Annotated in this window: 14 protein-coding genes and 2 tRNA genes; 5 read left to right on the forward strand and 11 right to left on the reverse strand. The window is 42.1% G+C overall.

Annotation, left to right across the window (positions count from 1 at the left end; translation table 11 throughout):
• Positions 1-57: 57 nt before the first annotated feature.
• The 5 genes from rpsB to QW087_02505 all read right to left on the reverse strand — a co-directional run bounded on the left by rpsB (position 58) and on the right by QW087_02505 (position 3,559).
• Entirely contained in the window at positions 58-669 is a 612-nt protein-coding gene (rpsB, locus tag QW087_02485; GenBank protein MEM2943593.1) for a 30S ribosomal protein S2, read from the reverse strand.
• 9 nt (positions 670-678) lie between these two features.
• On the reverse strand, positions 679-978 hold the full coding sequence (locus QW087_02490; GenBank protein ID MEM2943594.1) for a DNA-directed RNA polymerase subunit K: 300 nt from the start codon (positions 976-978) through the stop codon (positions 679-681).
• 4 nt (positions 979-982) lie between these two features.
• Positions 983-1,480: a 3-isopropylmalate dehydratase small subunit gene (locus QW087_02495; GenBank protein MEM2943595.1), complete on the reverse strand. Its 498-nt coding sequence runs from the start codon at positions 1,478-1,480 to the stop codon at positions 983-985.
• A 2-nt stretch (positions 1,481-1,482) separates the two neighbouring features.
• A complete protein-coding gene (locus QW087_02500) occupies positions 1,483-2,733 on the reverse strand; it encodes a 3-isopropylmalate dehydratase large subunit (protein ID MEM2943596.1) in 1,251 nt (416 codons plus the stop codon).
• A 619-nt stretch (positions 2,734-3,352) separates the two neighbouring features.
• Positions 3,353-3,559 (reverse strand): hypothetical protein, encoded by a 207-nt coding sequence (locus QW087_02505; GenBank protein MEM2943597.1) that lies wholly within the window; start codon positions 3,557-3,559, stop codon positions 3,353-3,355.
• Positions 3,560-5,877: 2,318 nt separating this feature from the next.
• Between QW087_02505 and QW087_02510 the strand changes: the two genes are divergently transcribed.
• Together QW087_02510 and QW087_02515 are read left to right on the forward strand one after the other, a co-directional pair.
• Positions 5,878-6,711 carry a hypothetical protein gene (locus tag QW087_02510; protein ID MEM2943598.1) on the forward strand — a complete coding sequence of 278 codons (834 nt, stop codon included), beginning with the start codon at positions 5,878-5,880 and terminating at the stop codon, positions 6,709-6,711.
• A gap of 66 nt (positions 6,712-6,777) precedes the next feature.
• Positions 6,778-7,719, forward strand: coding sequence for a carbon-nitrogen hydrolase family protein (locus tag QW087_02515; GenBank protein ID MEM2943599.1), 942 nt, complete (start codon positions 6,778-6,780; stop codon positions 7,717-7,719).
• Between the two features lie 143 nt (positions 7,720-7,862).
• Here QW087_02515 and QW087_02520 read toward each other — a convergent pair whose 3' ends face one another.
• The 6 genes from QW087_02520 to QW087_02545 all read right to left on the reverse strand — a co-directional run bounded on the left by QW087_02520 (position 7,863) and on the right by QW087_02545 (position 14,217).
• The gene (locus QW087_02520) at positions 7,863-8,414 is read right to left on the reverse strand and encodes a hypothetical protein (protein ID MEM2943600.1); all 552 of its coding nucleotides are present in this window, start codon (positions 8,412-8,414) and stop codon (positions 7,863-7,865) included.
• A gap of 217 nt (positions 8,415-8,631) precedes the next feature.
• Positions 8,632-9,591 carry a calcium/sodium antiporter gene (locus QW087_02525; GenBank protein MEM2943601.1) on the reverse strand — a complete coding sequence of 320 codons (960 nt, stop codon included), beginning with the start codon at positions 9,589-9,591 and terminating at the stop codon, positions 8,632-8,634.
• A 188-nt stretch (positions 9,592-9,779) separates the two neighbouring features.
• Positions 9,780-10,655: a mechanosensitive ion channel gene (locus tag QW087_02530; protein ID MEM2943602.1), complete on the reverse strand. Its 876-nt coding sequence runs from the start codon at positions 10,653-10,655 to the stop codon at positions 9,780-9,782.
• Between the two features lie 1,578 nt (positions 10,656-12,233).
• On the reverse strand, positions 12,234-12,665 hold the full coding sequence (locus QW087_02535) for a hypothetical protein (protein MEM2943603.1): 432 nt from the start codon (positions 12,663-12,665) through the stop codon (positions 12,234-12,236).
• A gap of 153 nt (positions 12,666-12,818) precedes the next feature.
• Positions 12,819-12,893, reverse strand: a tRNA-Arg gene (locus tag QW087_02540).
• A 151-nt stretch (positions 12,894-13,044) separates the two neighbouring features.
• The gene (locus QW087_02545) at positions 13,045-14,217 is read right to left on the reverse strand and encodes an iron-containing alcohol dehydrogenase (protein ID MEM2943604.1); all 1,173 of its coding nucleotides are present in this window, start codon (positions 14,215-14,217) and stop codon (positions 13,045-13,047) included.
• 233 nt (positions 14,218-14,450) lie between these two features.
• On the opposite strand from QW087_02545, the gene hypE reads away from it, so the two are divergent.
• The 3 genes from hypE (at position 14,451) to QW087_02560 (ending at position 18,541) form a co-directional block, all read left to right on the forward strand.
• Entirely contained in the window at positions 14,451-15,497 is a 1,047-nt protein-coding gene (gene hypE / locus QW087_02550) for a hydrogenase expression/formation protein HypE (protein MEM2943605.1), read from the forward strand.
• A gap of 622 nt (positions 15,498-16,119) precedes the next feature.
• The gene (locus QW087_02555) at positions 16,120-18,225 is read left to right on the forward strand and encodes an immune inhibitor A (GenBank protein MEM2943606.1); all 2,106 of its coding nucleotides are present in this window, start codon (positions 16,120-16,122) and stop codon (positions 18,223-18,225) included.
• 213 nt (positions 18,226-18,438) lie between these two features.
• Positions 18,439-18,541 (forward strand) — tRNA-Val (locus QW087_02560).
• Positions 18,542-19,034: the final 493 nt, after the last annotated feature.

The following is a 19,034-nucleotide window of genomic DNA, read 5'->3' on the forward strand; positions in this document are numbered from 1 at the left end:
TCAAAGTTTTGAGGTGATGGCTTTTCACCCACTAATGCGATGCATAGAAACAGCGATTCAAAGAGATGCTTCGAAATCGTCAATGGTCATCTTATAATCTGAATCCCGTTCGATGATCTTTTTTTCTTTGAGCGTTTCTCTTGTGAGCAGCCAGTATACACAAGCTAATGCCCTTCGTCCCTTGTTGTTTGTAGGAATGACGAGATCAACGTTCTTAGTCTCGTTGTTAGCATCGCAAAGTGCAACGATAGGTATCCCGATGCCAAGTGCCTCAGCTAGTGCCTGTTGGTCTGCTGCTGGATCAGTTACAAATAGAACCTGTGGTTCCACATACTGGGGGAGTGCAGGGTTCGTGAAACTGCCAGGTACGAACCGGCCTGGAATTGCCCTAGCGCCGATAGCCTTTGCGAAAAGACTCGAAGGCTTTTGTCCGTACTGGCGAGCTGAGACCACAACTACCGAATCCGCGGGAAAACGGGAAATGAATTTTGCTGCGACCCTTATACGCTTGTCTGTCTGCTTAACATCAAGGACGTAAAGACCATCAGACCTTACCTTGAAGATAAACTGCTTCATATCGGCACTCTTTTGCTGCGTTCCGATGTGAACTCCGGATGTAAGATAGATATCCTCTGGCACAAGAAGCTCATCACTTTTCTCCTCTGGCATTGCAAACCCTCATGTATCTCTCTTAACAGTGATAGGAATAACTCCTTTCTCGAATTCCAGCATAGCGATCTGAATGGGATCGATAACATCCTCGGGAACATTGATAAGAACGGGCGCACCCAGCGAAATCTGCAGAGCTCTTGCTCCTATGATGCGCGCCTTCTCAAATCGTGTGTATTTCATGAGGTCACCATGCCGGGATTTTCCCGATATTGATGGGGGGCTTATAAAGCTTTTGTAATCGATGCCAAAATTATACACTCTTCTGGCTTCATCGATTGAAGGGTTAAAATCGGCGGCGGCTGACATAATGTCAATTCCTCCCTAGCTTTATCTTCATAAATGGGACTAAACCGCCCTTCTCCAAAATATCGATCACGAATCCCGGTAAAGGTTTAAAACAAATAATCATACCATCAGATAAGCGATGAATACGTGCCTCCCTAATATCGATTTCTATTCTATCTCCTTTTTCAAGGCAAGATTGAGCCTCAGGACAAACGATCACAGGAAGACCGATGTTAATCGCGTTTCTAAAGAAGATTCGAGCAAAGCTGGCAGCGACCACGGCACCCACCCCCTTCTCCTTGAGAACAGCTGGAGCTTGCTCTCTGCTCGAGCCACAGCCAAAATTCCGACCTGCGACAATGATATCACCGCGTTCTACCCAAACAGAGAATGCGGGATCTATATCTTCGAAAACATGTAAAGAAAGAGATTTGAGATCGTACTCGTCGAGGTATCTCCCCGGAATGATCAAATCGGTATCGACGTTATCCCCAAACTTCCAGATTCTTCCAGTTAATAACACGTTCACACCCCACGCGGATCCGTAATTTCTCCTTTCAGAGCACTTGCTGCAACCGTCTCAGGACTGGCTAAATAGATCTCCGCATCCGGGCTACCCATTCGACCCTTGAAATTGCGATTTGTCGTGGAAATGCATCGTTCGCCAGATGCGAGCAATCCTTGATGGGCTCCGAGGCATGGACCACAACCAGGATTAAGAATAATAGCGCCACTCCTCGCAAGCGAAGTGAGTATTCCACGTTCTGCGGCTTCAATATATGTTTCGCGAGATGCGGGAATCACGATAAATCGAACACTCTTGCATATTCTCCTTCCGTTCAAAATCTTAACCGCCGCCTCCAGATCTTCAAGACGTCCATTTGTGCAGGAACCAAGAACAGCTTGATCGATAGGTGTCCCGGCAATTTCCTCCACGGGTACAACATTATCAACAGAATGGGGCGTCGCCACCTGAGGTGAAAGGTTTGAGATATCAAATTCCTCAACTCTTGCGGGAGCGTCGGGATCGGAGCGAATGATCTCATAAGGGCTTTTGATTCTCTCCTTCAACCACTCCTCCGTCGTTTTGTCAGGAAATATAACACCTATCTTAGCTCCCATTTCCATACTCATGTTCGATAAGACCATTCTCGAGGCGATTGACATTCTATCTACACATTCGCCAGCGAATTCAACGGCCATGTAATTCGCACCCTCGGCACCAAGAGTCCCTATAATGTGTAATATGACGTCCTTAGCAGATACGCAATTCTTCAATTGGCCACGGATGATGATGCGAAGAGTTTCCGGCACCCTGAACCAAAGTTCTCCAGTTGCCCACGCAGCAGCCATTTCAGTTGCTCCGATGCCTGTTGCGAATGCACCAAACGCGCCATATGTCGTTGTGTGCGAATCTGTGCCCACAATGACTATTCCAGGCAACACATGGCCCTTTTCGGGAAGTACTTGATGACAGATACCTTCACCAGCATCGTAAAAGTACCTGATACCGGTTTTCTTTACGAAATTACGTATAAATTTGTGATTTTCAGCCGTCTTGATGCTATTGGCCGGCACCCGATGATCAAAGAGGATGACAATTCGGTTTGGATCCCAAACACGAGATGCGCCGATTTCCTCAAACGCTTTTATGACAAGAGCTGCGTTTTCATGAGACATTGCAAGGTCAATTTTTGCATCGACTATCTCGCCTGGTTCAACCGAACGACCGCATGCCCTTGAAAGAATTTTTTGAGCGAAAGTCAATGCAACCATGTGAGATGAGATCAACGCCCGCATATATTGGCATTACTCGTAAAGATTACAAAACGATGAAATAACAGTATCAAGTCAATTGCTCTCCTCCATATCAGAATTATGATGGGATGTCTTAGTTACGAAACCATTCTCATTGTCGTGCCCGCTTTCATATATAGTGCCTATTACATTTTGAATTTAAGATCGCTAAGGGTACGCTAGCGTAAGAAGATTCTTATGAATGTCATTAGGACCAACGCCTTAATTCAATATGTAATGGACTATCTATCTCAAAGATAAGATATCAAAATATACCATGAAAATTAAATGCTGTAAGCTTGGTATTACAGCATTGACTAGAAAAATGGAACAATTGACATTTATTGAACATTTCCCATAGGATATGTGAAAAACATGATGTGAAAAATCACCTTGATGATATGAGTCGTAGATCATGACTAAGAATTGGAAGGACTCGCCCTCCATGCGTTATTCAATGAGAGATTTGGAAAGATTGTTCATCAGGTCCTCAAACCTTTGACCATCTGATCGTTTCCATGAGTATTCCAGCATGACCTCTATTGAATCCAAGGTCAAAAACATGTTTCATCATGACAATTCCTGATTTTCCAGCAACTCAGCACTTACTCTTTATCTTCATCTCAAATATATCCGCATGAAGACCCCCTTTAGATAAGAGATCGAGGAGAAAAGACTTTTCTTCGTCGCTCGAGAATACGATCTCCCCAATCTTTTCGCTGCATGACAGAGTCATCCTCTTGCGTATCTCAATAATACCTGATTCCTGACCCTCTTGTTGGATTACTCTCAAAGTAAGGTGCATAATATCACATTCCTTTGCAGTGATATTAAGAGAATGAGAAACTACTCGATAATCCTAGCGCAATCGCAGGGTTATCCCTATTCAAAAATTCAAGAATTCCTACAAGGAAATTTCGTATTTAACTGTGAAATACTGGTCGCGAGCTTTGATGGCCGCAGAGTTCCTGGACATACTACCGATCTTTGCATTGGATTTCTGTTCCAGACAAAAATCAATACAACAGTAATAACATCCCAAAAAGTGGGTAGCTATAATTGACATAGTTTCCTGCACAATAAGCTTTCACCAAATGATCAAGAAGGAGAAATACTGATACTCGACGAATTCCGGTAAAGCTTCTCATGAAAAACAACATATATCTACGCATTGTAGCAAATTTGGTCAATAGAGCTCTTTTTAGTTGATACGAACGGAATCAAGCACAATCATATCAGTGTGCCATTTCATACTGAGGTGCAACGTATTCGAAAGATCAAGGATGATCTTCGCGTAACTAGCCAGTCAAAGTAATTGAAGCATAAAAGTAATCTCCAGGATCCTAGAAATGAAATTTGTGCAAGGGGTGCATCAAAATTTTCTTAGTCATTACGATAATTTCTATAATCGCAGATAGTATAGTCAATGACGCCGGTGAAGGATTTGTAGCGCGCGTCGATAATTTCAATGTGCTATCTTCCTAAAACCATTTTACGATGTATTTTGTTCCGACGCATAGAAACAGCACCTCTGTCGCACAATCCGGACCGGTCATTTTTTAAATTCTTGACGATTTCAATAGGGTCTTACACTAGACTTTATTTGAGCTCACGGCACTGCATTCATCTTATTGAAAACTGCCAAATATTTCCACTATACACAATTATGTCTGTGAAATACTATTTTATCTCGTTCAAGAAAACGACAGTCACGATTGATTCATTTCAGTAAAAATCCGAGTCATGACCTCCAACCACATTGTAGAGAGGGGAGCTCACAACATTCCACTACCAGTTCTATTGAGTACGGCCAATAAGCCTCTGCTCATCCATTTCGCAGCTCCGCGATTTTCATAGTGCGACATCCCAACATAGTTCGACGCTTTATTAACACGATATTCCAATCTTGATGATTTATCGTTTAAACGGGATTTTGGTGATGGGAGTCGCGGATTAGGTCGACCGTTTCGCACATCTTCATTTCCACAGGCAGATACACCGCAAGGCTTACTTTCATTGGCTTGAAAGGTAAAAAGAGCAATATGATGCCAACAAATTGATGTCATTCTGAAATTATTATGATTAAGCAAAAGCGCATCAAAGATACGAACGATTTATGAGAGTTCATTGTAGATGTTAAAATTTGCGACCAAGAGACATTTGTGTTGCCAATCAATATGGATGGATTCTATTGGTTGATGAATAATGGATCTCACGTTAAATGTCATGTGAACAAAGATTCAAGCATCCATTCTATGCATTTTTTGGCTGGGATTAGTGCAACATTAGCTCTTAGAGGGGTTTTCTTATGATAATCCAGTGCTTCTTGTATCAAAAATCGATCAGCCATCTTGATAGCTGATGAAGTCCGAGAATCTTACCGTTTCATTCATCGATGTTGACCGTATAGGCGATGGAACGAGATGCTAGAAGTCTTTGACTTGGAAGCGTATTCCATTCGAGATTCACAAAAACACAACCAACTTGCCAAAAAAAATCATGACAATATTGAAGATCGCGTTGTGCCCGTTTGTATAGATTATGAGGTTGACCTAGGCTGCTACATTCCTATTAACCGTTTTACTTATTTCTTAATTATTCATACTGATCCTTAAGATAGAGATACCAATGGCGTTAGGATTTAAACCAAAATATCATACCACGACGTCAATATTCTTCTTTCACAGGACATTTGATTTGATGTCGAAAACAAATTGATGATACAATACTCATCGGAACTCAACATCAGAGTATTGGAAATTTTAGTCGTGGTAACAAGTACTAAACATTTGATGAATTTCAAACATGACGACTCTAATGGTGCTTTCACGATGGTGTGAGCCGATAATTCGTACGAGCATCCGGCGAGGATACTGACACTAGATTCTCTAGACACGGGGAGGAAATCGATCAAACCGATATCTTTGAAACCATCGTACTCGTATATTTTCACCATGAACAAATCAAAAATAAACGAGGGGGACATTAGCGGCTTCATTTCTATCCATTTTCCAATTGTTTCGACTTTGCGCATGAAAATTCTTTTACTCCGAACGAACATTGTGTTTCTGTAAGGTTACAACCACTCGTATGAGAATTTCATATAGCGCAGGTGGCAAGTTTATGAAAGCTGCGATTCTCTTTGACCTGGACGAGCTACAGTTTATCGAGCCAGACTTTGAAACCCTTACTGATGATCGATACACTTTAAAGTTGTTGGAAATTGAAGCGCGTACGGCAAGACTTTTGATAAACGAGAATGAGTGGCCAATTGCAGTCGCCTTTGAAACTGCCCAAGGATGGATTGCGGGGAACTTCATCTATAGGAGAATTAATGCAGAATTACTGGACAAACTCGAGAATATGGATATTGAGATATATCAAGAGAGACAAGCAGAATGGGAAACAGCGGTCAGAGAATATTACTCCTTGAAATTAATGAGGAACGTTGTTCCTGCCCTCGATGATTTCTCTCAAGAACGCGCAGATAATCTTCTACGAGTGATTGATGATTTGTGGCATAACGTTGTTGATAGAAATTGTTTCGATGCGGCATGCGGTACCGGAATAGGATCTTATGTTGTAAGAATGTATGGAATGTCAGTAATATCCTTCGACAAGGATCCATCTCTATTAGTTTGCGGTATGCGCACAGGACGGTTATTACCAGAGTGCACGATGTGTATCGATGCGAGTGAGGCTTCAAAATTTGTAAAAAAAGCTCCATTCGGCTTGCTATTGATGGCAGGAGAAATCACCCAATTCAACGCATTACAATGGAGGAGAATTGTAAGTGAGGTGCTTGAACTCGCAAACGATACAATCATAACAACCGGTACGAAAACTGAGGCGACGATGATTCGTCAATGGTCCTTAGAGAAAGGCAGAAGTGTTGAGATGATCGAAGACGAATCAAGCAATTTTTACGATCGATGGATCTGCCACGTGAAAGAATAATCACATGATCTCTTCTCATGTGAAAACATATATTCATACAAACTAAAATCCCCATAAGGGAAAAACATGGAAGCAATTGTGAGAGTTGCGGCTGCCCAGATATCCCCAGTTTTCATGGAAAAGGAGGCGACAGTCGACAGAGTCTGCCGTGCGATAGAAGAGGCGTCTAAGAAAGGTGCAAAGCTCATCGTTTTCTCCGAAACCTTCATTCCGGGATATCCTTATTGGCGAGGAATACTGCCAATATCAAAATGGTCAGAATGGATGGTCAGATACCAAAAGAATTCTGTAAGGATTCCAGGACCTGAGGTTGATCTTTTGTGTGAAGTATCACGTGATGAGGGGATCGTAACTGTCGTTGGTTGTAGTGAGAAAAGCGACATAGCAGGAAGCGAGACGCTATACAACACACTGCTATTCATCAACAACGATGGTTCCATTCTTGGCAGACACCGAAAGCTTATGCCTACACATGCTGAAAGAATGATATGGGGAATGGGAGATGCGAATGATGTCAGAGTCTTCAACACATCCATCGGAAAAATCGGAGGCATGATCTGCTACGAACACCACATGACCCTTCAGAAGAGCGCTATGGCACTGCTTGGAGAAGAAATCCATTGCGCAGTATGGCCCGGGTGGTGGGTGATGGATAGACATCCCGGCGAAAAGAGACGATGGAGAAATGGAGATTCGATTTTTTCATGCGACATCATGCATGCAATTAGAGAATACGCATTCGAAAATCAGGTGTTTGTAATAAGCGTCGGTCAATACATTCCAGATAAGGAAATGCCCGAGGAGTGCAGAGATTTTAATGTTGCCGCTGGTGGAAGCTTCGTTGCGAATCCCGCAGGTGTAGTATTGGCAGGTCCTGTCATGAATAAAGAAGAGATCATCTACGTAGATTTGAACGCAGAAGATCGCTTGCTGACTAAGGCATATTTTGATGCAGTTGGTCACTATTCACGCCCTGACATCTTTAGACTCGAAATAAAAACAAAGTGATACTAGATCGTCAAATGTTGGAACATTCTGACCTTATTTGAATACGAAAAATTCCGCATGAGATCTGCTGAAATCGATGGTCTTGCATGAGAATACCGCTTTATCCATACTTCACATAATCTGCACATAAACAAATCGGATTATTATAGTCCAAGCTCAGTGGATATACGTTTCATACCATCAAGCGCGATCTGTAAAAATTCATCAATACTCATTCCGAATTGCGTGCACAGTGATATCCTATCTCTGCTCACGTTCTTGGCAAAGTCCCTCGATTTAAATTTCTTGATGAGCGTTTCCAATCTTACCTCTTCCAGTTTCTTCGAGGGCATCACAAGTGCGGATGCGACTATGAGACCAGACGCGGCGTCAGAGGCAATTAGTGCCTTTTTTTCAATTGTGTCTACAGAAACATTCGTATGTTCGTAATTATGAGCCATGATCACTTCGATGGCGCTCTCCGGCACGATTTCTCGAAGCAATTCCTTCGCCTTAATTGTGTGATTAGAAGGATTCCCGCAAATTTCAAAGTCAATATCATGCAGGAGCCCGATTATCTCCCATTCCGCTTCATTTTGATGAAGTTTTGAAGCAGTCTCCTTCATGATCGCCCCTACACTAATCATGTGCTTTAGGTTATTCTCCCTAGAAATATATCGTTTTAGTATTTCAATTGCCTCCGCTCTTGATATCATACGATGAAAGAATCGGCGAGCCGATATTAAAATGATGTTCAACAGAACTTATCGACATCAGATCCTGCAGTTGTACGTTACCCTTCTGCAGAACATTGGAATAATTGGCGCAAAATTCATTCGATTAATAGAACTCTTTAACAGCTTGCCTACAGTATAAATTATCTAATTGTACGATACACGACGCAATCAATAAACCACAACAACCAAGATCAATTTACTCAATCAAGTAATTGGCTATGATAAATCCAATGTAAAGACCAAATAACAAAATGCCATACTGCCGGCTGATACTATTACGCCTCATCAATATTATAACTAGCAGGGTCGTGAAAAGGATCAAAGGCGTAATTCCGGCAATAATTAAAGTTGCGGTAATTTCGAGCCCCTGTAGCATCCCGCCCATGCCTGCAACGACTAAAGTATTGAAAACCACCGATCCCAGGCTGTTTCCCAACGCTATGTCCGTTCCTTTTCTAAACGCTGCCAAAATGCTCACAGCAATTTCAGGTAATGTCGTTCCTAAAGTCATTACTGTAAGACCAATAAAGAACTCACTTAACCCTAGTTCTATCGCAATACGTAATCCCGAATCAAGAGCGACTTGTGCACCGATAAGGAGAATCAATAATCCAATCACGAGCGATAAAAAACTCGTGGATATTCGAGGGCAGGGAGCGCAAATCTCCTCATACTCCATCGCGACCGCATCGTTTGGTTTCTTTGTTTTCATTAGGATTATCATAGACACCGCTATGATTCCAAAAACCAAGACCATCATCGATCCATCGACGAGAGAAATTTCGCCATCAAGGGAGAGCATGAATAAGAAAACTACTGCAATTATAGCAAAAACTGATTCTCGCTTAATCATATCAAATCGCATAGTAATCGGTGTTATTAATGCGCATAGAGCTAGTATGACGGTGACATTGGCCACATTAGCGCCTACGACGTTTCCGAGCGAAACTGTCGAGCTGCCCTGAATTCCAGCAAGAAGTGCAAGGAAGAATTCGGGAGCAGATGTGCCAAATGCGACGATTGTCGATCCTATAATGAATGGACGCACCTTCAGCGCTGCAGCAAGTTTTGACGCATTGTCAATAAAATACCTACCGCCAAAATAGACTGCTGTAAATCCTGTTATGAGCAGTAAAACATCCGTGAGAACGCTCATTCACCCGACAGTTAATCGTTTTCGAACATATATTTCTTATTTATTGAAAACCAACACACGTGAAAGAGGCTCAAAAATGTTAAGAAAAGAGTACTCAGTGTAACTTAATAGTCTTCTTTCAAACTTCAAAAGGGTTCGTTTTGCAGGTGAACATAAACCTTTCGAATAAGCTGTATGGATGTTTCCAGTCAAACATCAACGAGCTTTATACCTTCATTTTCAAATCTCATTCGGAGATTTTTCAAGAATGTTGATATGATTTCGTCCCTTCTGTTTATTTCCCTCACCCATATCTTTACCGCAAGCTTTATTCGTGATCCTTGGATTTCCGCCAAGTTTACCTGTGGATTGAAAAGATTCATGTCGATTTTACCTTCAAATAATATTTTGAAACGCGGGCGCTCCAAGATTTTTGCGATCCTCGTTCTTTCCTCTTCGGTAACGCGTGGTAGAATGAACTGATCTTTGTCGGCTTCTTCCAAAATGATCTTGGCAATCTTTTCAATATCCTCGTCCCTTGAAACCCAAATGGGGATTGTCAATGCGACAAATCCACCTTTCGTGTAGTTGATGAGTTTATTTCCTATCAAAAAGGAGTTGGGAATATACAGAATTCGACCATCAAGATCCCTCATCACGGTGTTAATTAAGTTGATATCCTTTACACGACAGAGACCGGTCGCCGGCATTCCTCCTACCTCCACCCAGTCCTCAACTTCAAGCGGCTTTGTAAATGATATCAATATTCCAGCAAACGCATTTTGAATGACTTGCTGAGATGCAAGCGCAATAGCGATACCGATTACACCCAAAGAAACTAGCAGAGCCGAGATATCGAGTTTGAGTACTTCCCAGAATCCGAGATACAACCCAACTGCAATCAGGGAATATTGAACAATCTTCGCTATCATCTTCGAGCGTTTTTTTGTTATTCTCACATCTAGAAATCTTCTCAGCAGTGCATAAGTAGATTTGGCAACGACTACCATTAGTAAAAGAACTATTATAAACATCACCAGGTCAAGAATGGTAATGCTTCCGATGATTGGATCTTCGAGAATCATATCAACATACCTCTTACAAGCGCCTCTTCGACAAGCATACTCCGCACTGTACAGCAATCCTTGAAATAGCCTGCAATCACATTATGCAAGCACTGCATTTTAAATTTAGTCTCTGTATTTATTCAAGCTCAGCTCAGCTAAATCCTGCGCAATATGCTGAAACTGTCATTATATTCAATGGAACTCTACAAGCACACCCTAAAAAATATCAGAGCGAAGCCGCAGATGAAAATGTTAATTCCAGTCTTAGATATCGACTTATAAAGAATATTATTGTTTATGCTATATTGATAAATATTACTCGATAAGTCACTAATTCCTGGCGAAAAACCTACTGGGTTAAGGATTGCCTAAAACATAAAACTCATTGGAAACCTCTTGTCTCCATGCAAACACTATCGCTATTAATCGTTATTAGTAACATCTATCGCTGATCCGGACCTTCCCGCTCTGGTTATTCACTGTTGAGTTCAATGCAAACCTTAATTATCTCATTGCGCGAACCATTTACATTCTTGAATCACTTGGGACACATATCCTCGTTGTCGAAATATTGTGCATCGAATCGATACCTTTGTTTTCCTAATTCTCTCATATTATTAACAACACATTTCTTTCGTCCCCGGGATACTAATACATCTTATCTATAGGCAAATCGCATCGCTTACACTTAAGAAGGTTGAGGATTAGGACAATAATGTACATCTGGATAAGCAAAGCCTAGCTTCTCTCTCTTCTCCTGTGCCTCAATCCATTTTTCTAAACCAACTTCTTGGAGGTACTTTTCGTTTTGAATTAGAATTGGGTAAAGTTCGGTAATGCTTCAACGAGCTTGCATAGGTACTTTATCAGTGAATGTAACGATTAATAAAGCTCAAGCAGGCTTACAATGGTTATTCGAAAAGTTAGGAAACAGGAACGTAGAAATTTGCCAAAATCCTGGTCGCGATCTTCGCAAGAATTCATTCTATGCCATTCTTCCATATCCAATTATATATAATGCGATTCACAAGGCGGTTATCGAATGACAGTAAGACTACTAATACGAAATAACCACAATTGCATGAAGACTATTTTAAGAAGTTCAATCGCCTCTCATAGTGAAATATAAGTGAAGATCATATCGCCAGATTACTTTGGCTTAATATACTCAAATACAGTTTTGGCCACTTTGCTCTTTCAGTATCCTGCAGCCATGTCTCAAGCGTTTTATGGATCTCGGGGTGTCGCCGAAATAGATAAAGTGGCGCTAATCCTACTGCTCGCCATACATATCTTCCCGTGTCTGCTGTGAGTATGGTCAATATTTCCAGGGCTTCTTGCCAATTCTTGCTACCTGAGGAAGATGCAAAAGCCATTGCCACATTCCAGCGCGTTCCTTCGTCTGTTCTATGAGCCCATTCGTGTAAATACTTCAGAGTAATGTCTGGATAGCAACGAAGTAAACCGTCACCGATTGCAAAGAGTCCCGAATTTTTCTAGTATAAGTGCTTTTATCGGAAAGAAGAGGTTCTAGAAGTTGAATTAATAGTCCTGCGCATTCTTTCTCTCTCAAATTTCCACCATTCCGTACTGCGATTATGACACGTCTTCTGAGCTTTGGTAAGGGTGCGAGTTCAGATTTCGCATCAGCGATGAGACTTGTTCGAAGTGTCTTTTCAAGAGTTCACCCCACATTTCATGTGCATACTCGCGAACAAGCCAATGCCCATAATCGGCAAGACTTGTTAGAACTTCCTCTGCTCTACCTTTATCATTATCCCATAACCTAAGCAGGATTGCCGTAGCATATCTTCGAGCGTATGGGTTTTCATCACATGAAAGCCCGGTCACCCAAAGCCATAATCTATCTTCTGCATCGCCCAATACCTCCAAGAGCAATTGCGAGGTAGCCGATGACAGTCCTCTAGACTCAAGCTCGGGCATCAACATACTAAATCTGGCAATATTGTCTTGAGAGGTAACTTCTCGTAATTCATTTACGAGCTCAGGCGAATCGCAAGGTTTCACAAAATATCACTAATCTAGAGCATTTAGTAAATTTTCCACCCAATTTTATGGGATCATTCCAAGAAAAATTGGGACAAGAAAGAAGAAAGTTTGTATGAAGGAAAAGCAAAATGAGTGTTGTTCGATTTGGCAATAATTACGCTTTCCAAAAAGCGGGCCCGTGGGGATTTGAACCCCAGTCTTTGGCTCCGAAGGCCAAAAGGATAATCCAGACTACCCTACGGGCCCAAAAGGATATGATCTATTTTCTTGATAAGCGTTTGTTTTCGCTAAGTCAAAGATTTATGGGTATGAGTAAGAACTATGTGTTTTTGCGGGCCTCCGAAAATCATTACCACTCATGATAGTTCCGTGATCAAACCGAATGGAACAAAAAAGTTCATGATTTTGCGTTGAGAACCATTCTAAAAATTCTCTCAAGATCGCTTCTATCCACCCTTCTAGGATTAGCAGCGAGGCATCCATTTCTCGACGCGTCATCTATGAGCGCCCTGATTTCTTCATCGCTTATCTCCAAATTATCGAGACGATGCGGTATTCCGATTTCTGAAGAGAGGCTTCGCACAGAGTGCACAACGCCCATTGCAATCTGAACTGGGGGAGGATCACCGTGATTGTTTGAATAGAGATCTATCATCTTGGCGAGTGCTACCAGCTTTTCTGCAACTGCCTCGCAATTAAACTCGAGACAATAAGGCAATAAAACTGAATTTGCCACGCCATGAGGTATGTTGAATCTGCCGCCAAGCGGTTCGGCCATAGCGTGAACCATACCAAGTCCGGATATGGAAAAGGCCATTCCAGCAAGAGTGCTCGCAGCAATCATACAACTCCTTGCCTCAATATTTTTCCCGTCATAAACTGCGTTCTTCAAGTTCTTCATGATAAGTTTTATTGCCTCGACAGCAAGGGCATCAGACATTACGTGCGCATTCTTTGAGATATAAGCCTCAAGAGCATGCGTTAGCGCGTCCATTCCCGTATAAGCCGTGATCGATTTGGGCAATGAAATTGTAAGCTCTGGGTCAACAAGAGCAACTTTTGGATAAAGAGCATCACCGCGAATAGTTTCTTTTACCTTCGCTCGCGCATCAGTAATTACAGCAGACCGAGTGACTTCGCTTCCAGTGCCGGCAGTTGTGGGTATAGCTATCAATGGGAGCGGTGCCGTGCCAGCGACTTCCCTGTGATACAACTCATGAATGTCGCAGTTTTCCTTAAGAATCGCAAGTGTAGCCTTTGCAGTATCAATGACGCTGCCACCACCAACAGCAACAATGGCTTCATGCTTATGTTTATTAAGCATCTCCAGCGCTTCAAATACGTTCTCTTCTCTAGGATTCTGCATCACACCGTCGTAGATATCGTACACGATTCCTGTGTCATCAAGTACCGAGATAATCCTTGCCACGCAACTCGCCTTTCTCACCCCATTGTCCGTGATCACAAGCGCGGTATTCACGCGGTTCTTCGATAGGATTTCCCCAATGCTTCGAGCACATCCTCTTCCAAAGATCACTTTTGTTGGAACATAGAAATTGAATGAGTTCATGTTAATCGTCCGGGTGCGGGTAATGAAGATACAGAAATCGATGATAAATGTTTGCTTCAGAAATGAACTAAATTAATTCGTTTTGTCTAATAAACGACCATTTTTTCGAGAAGAATTCAATCATTTGACGAAGGAAAAATGAAAACGATGTTCCTATGTTGCTTATTATACCACAATGCCACTGAGTACGCTTCATTAAAAACCTTTAAACTAGCCACGGGAATTAACTTACGATGAACAAGGTCATAATGGGACATGGAGCGGGTGGCGAATTGATGCAGGAACTCATTAACAACCATATCGTGCCGCATTTTCCAGATTTTTCTGCGGAAATACCGCTCAGATCTTTTGATGATTCTGCTATTATTAATGACATCGTATTCACGACAGACGCTCACACCGTCAAGCCAATATTCTTTCCAGGCGGGGATATTGGCGCGCTCGCATTTTGCGGCACGATTAATGATATTTCAGTCATGGGAGCGAGACCGTTGGCGGTTTCGTGCGCAGCAGTGCTAGAAGAAGGACTAGACATAGATGTCTTAGAGAAAATAATGGAAAGTATGGGAAAATATTCTGAGATGACGAAAATTCCGATCGTTACAGGGGACACAAAAGTTGTTGAAAAGGGTGCGGTAGACGAAATTATTCTTACCACCTCAGCAATTGGTCTGGAAAGCAGATACCTTACGCATAATTATGAAGTTGCGTCTAGTTCCAGAAAGGTCAAGAGAAAATGGCTATCAGACGACAATATTGCTGAGGGAGATATTATAATCGTATCAGGAACTATGGGGGACCATGGTATTGCGATCCTTTCATCCCGGGAGGGTTATGGCTTTGAAACTGATATCAAAAGCGACGTCGCGCCATTAATTGATCTCGTCGATAGCATTCTCAATGTCGGAGGGGCCGTAGCAATGAAAGATCCCACACGAGGAGGGTTGGCTAATACATTGAATGAATGGGCCGATAAATCGAATATAGGCATCGAAATTGATGAGCATAAAATACCCATATCAGAGCCAGTTCGAAATGCCTGTGAACTTCTCGGCCTTGATCCGCTGACTATTGGAAATGAAGGGAAACTCGTCGTGGCAGCTGTTCCAGAGATGGCCAACGATATTCTTGATATTATCAGGGAATCACCGTTTGGAAAAGATGCAGAGATCATTGGTCGTGCAACCTCGAAATACAAGAAAGTAGTCATGAAAACGTTAGTTGGAGGGAAAAGAATTCTTGAAAGACCTGTTGGTGATCCCGTTCCGAGGATATGCTAACTGTTCAAGGTATCAATGACACCACTCTATAGCATAGTGACTTTTTTTTAAAATTACCGCTACCTAGTCGTTTATGACTCAAAGTAATAAAATGGTACGATGCATATTTCTGCGAGTGTCAATATCGTGAATCTACCGATTTTGACTTTTTTGGGATCTGGTGAGGACTTCGTTTAATTTCCAGCAGGTCGAAGAGCTACAAAAATGAAAAAGTCATGATACAAATTACAGATATGATTCAAGATCCTATTATCGCTAATAGATGGCGTCATTTTAGAGTGTTGGAAAAATCGCTCATAAATTTAAAGAGGAATATCGCATGATTTTGATCTCTGGCTTTTAGCTGTATGGAACGCCTGTGCACTTGTGTTGCTCTTGAGTTGAAAATAGTTGAAAGAAATATGATTATGATATCCGGGGCATGCAGCCTGATCGAAATTCCCTAGATAGTCCATCCATAAGTCGATGATTGATCCTAGTCACGTATGTTTTGGCGGATAGCACCAGATACCAAATTTATATATATCGAAGTATTCGATACAATCATAGAACCGGCAACTGCAGGATCGATATGTAGTGCCTGCAGCAAGCCAAACTTAGGAGGGGTTATAAAGTGAAAAAGATGACCAAAATTCTTTGTGTGGCAGTGGCACTCATAATGGTGCTGGGGGTCTTTGCCGTCTTTATTCCGACGACAATAGCTGCCCCTTCCGATGAAGCAGTAATTGCTGATGTGGAAAAGATCGACATTGGTCCGCAGATACGAGCTGAACTGCCTGATGTTGAGGCTGTAGCTGTCGCCGCTTCCCTTGCAGGTGCGTCGCCCATGATGCATGTGTTTGAGACCTATCATAACATTAGTGAGGTTGAGTGGTACTTCGCAGGATCATACAGTGGCGGATTTAAGCAATTTCAGCTGAGGGGTATCGGAAACCATTGCGAGGTTTGGGTGGCACTTGATTTGACATTCCCATCGGGTGATCCAAGGAATGCATACACATCGAGAATTACGATAACCGATGACCATGTGAACTGGATCATTAGCCAATTTGATAATAATATATACCCGATTGAAACCGAGTATTTTTCCGAGCCTCCACCACTAGATGGATCTAACGCGTTACTTAGAGAGTGGGGCTATCCCTGCTTTAATGAAACAGAAGACGCTGGCAGAGTTATGATCATGATTTTCAACATAAGAGATTCAAACTACTACAATCCCTCGTATCCCTACTATATAGCGGGATTTTACAGCCCAACCCTGTGTGCATATTATGACAGAAATATAATCAACATTGATTGCTGGGATTGGGATAACAGAACTGGACCGAATTCTTCAAGACCTTGGGTTTACGAAAGCACGGTAGCGCATGAATACCAGCATTTGCTGCACGATTATCTTGATCCAGATGAGGACACATGGCTGAACGAAGGTTGTTCGATGTACTCAGAAACACTTTGTGGATACGGCATTCCTTACGACTACTTTGCAAGATACCTCTACACGCCTGATAACTCTTTAACGGAGTGGGGAGATCAAGGGGATATCAACATCCTTGCAGATTACGGAGCAGCGGCATTATTTATGATTTATTTGAATGACCACTTTGGAGGATCCGACCTTATCTCGGAGCTTGTAAGAAGCGAGCTGAACGGAGCTGCTTCCGTCAATGAAGCACTGCTCGCAAGGAATTATACAGATTGGGATTTCGATAAGGTTTACAGAGCGTTCTCCTTGGCAAACCTTATACGTTCAGATGCAATTGGTGACGGTCTCTATACTTATGAAACCATCGATGTAAGCATGTTACCGACGTTGACAACTCTTGTCTATGTTCCATATCATGGTATCGTCCAACAGTCAAGCTATTTCGGTACTACTTGGACATACGATGGTTATGACACTGGAGTAACTGACTTAGGCTCCTACGGGACAGACTACATAGTTGTGCCGACTTGGTTAAGAGATGAGACTACGCTGATGAGCTTGTTCTTTGACGGCGATGATGTAGCGTTAATTGGCTGGGAAATGACTTACGGATGGGATGGTTGCTGCTGGTATTCCGGTGCTTCCGATTTGAGAGATGTCAGCCTTGTGGGTACTGCAGATCTCATTGGAATGGAGGAGGCAACCCTTACATTTGATACATATTATGAGATCGAAGAAGGATGGGACTTCGGCTTCGTGCAGGTCTCAACTGATGGCGGTAAGACTTGGGTTTCGCTGGAAAACGAATACACAACAGATGAAGCTGATCCAGATGCACATCCGGCGATCGTTGAAAATCTTCCAGGTCTGACTGGATATTCCGAAATCATCGTTACAATGTCTTTCGATCTTTCCGAATATGTAGGTCAGGAAATCATGTATCGGTTCAGATACATGACAGACTGGTCTTATACAGAATGGGGATGGCTGATCGACAATGTCTACATTAATGATGAACTTGTCGATGACGGTGGCGATACAATTTCTACGCTGAAACCTGTATATCCAGACAGTAACTTCATGATTACAATATATGCGCCCCAACAATACTCCAATGGCAACTGGATTGGTCTACCGTTGCTGATGGATATCAATATTGATCATGCCGACGAAACGGTCATCAGAAGCGTTGCGAGTCTACTGTCGGTCTATGACTACTTCTACATCATCGTTACTGCAACACAGGGTCCGGTTGACTACAACTTTGGCATAGCTTTGAATGCACAGATGGTTGCTTGAATAATGCAACCAAAACTCCTTTTTTTTCATTTTTTGCTTTATTTGTTTAAACTTAAGTAAACTTTTGAATACCTGAGTTGGTCAGGTCCCATCGACAAAAATTATATGCAACCGTATGCTTCGGTGCTTACTTCAACTCAACAACGATGCAAACCAAAAATCACGAGGGTCATCATCACTAATATTTATCTATCGTTCTTTCATTATGCTGTTGGGCTCATGGTCTAGTGGTCATGAGTTGGCCTGACATTTGGGCCGACTGGCATACAACGCCCTTACACGGCGTAGATCCCCGGTTCGAATCCGGGTGAGCCCACTTCATTCCTATCTTATTAAAAAACTTGCGCCAATGCTGGATGATCGTATTATATTTGTGACCTCTCTTAAGAATCTTCCATAATGCAATATTTGTCAGAACTTCAAAGATCTGACAAATTTCCTTAACAATCACGGCGAGTCAAAACGGTCACCAGAAACTACCACCTTCAATGAGTTTGGTCAATTTCAGATGAATTTTTCGCATTTTATACGTCTGTTGCGATTTGCAGCAATTATTAACTTTCCAAAATTTTCCGTCCAATACATACCGAACCGCGATCGTCGAGACATCTACAACATTCCACTTCACAGTAATTTTTCGTCATTTCCCTCAAATGATCCTTAAAAGGTCATGTTGAAAAAAAAGTCATGGTACTAGTTACTTGGCTGGAAAACCAAGCGCATTGTGCTGATGAAAGGATAGAAAGTATATTGAATTCCATAATCATTCCCCAAATTCCCGGTGTGTCCATGGTTACCTTTCGGCCATT

This window comes from Methanomassiliicoccales archaeon, assembly GCA_038850735.1.
Lineage (GTDB): Archaea > Thermoplasmatota > Thermoplasmata > Methanomassiliicoccales > JACIVX01 > JACIVX01.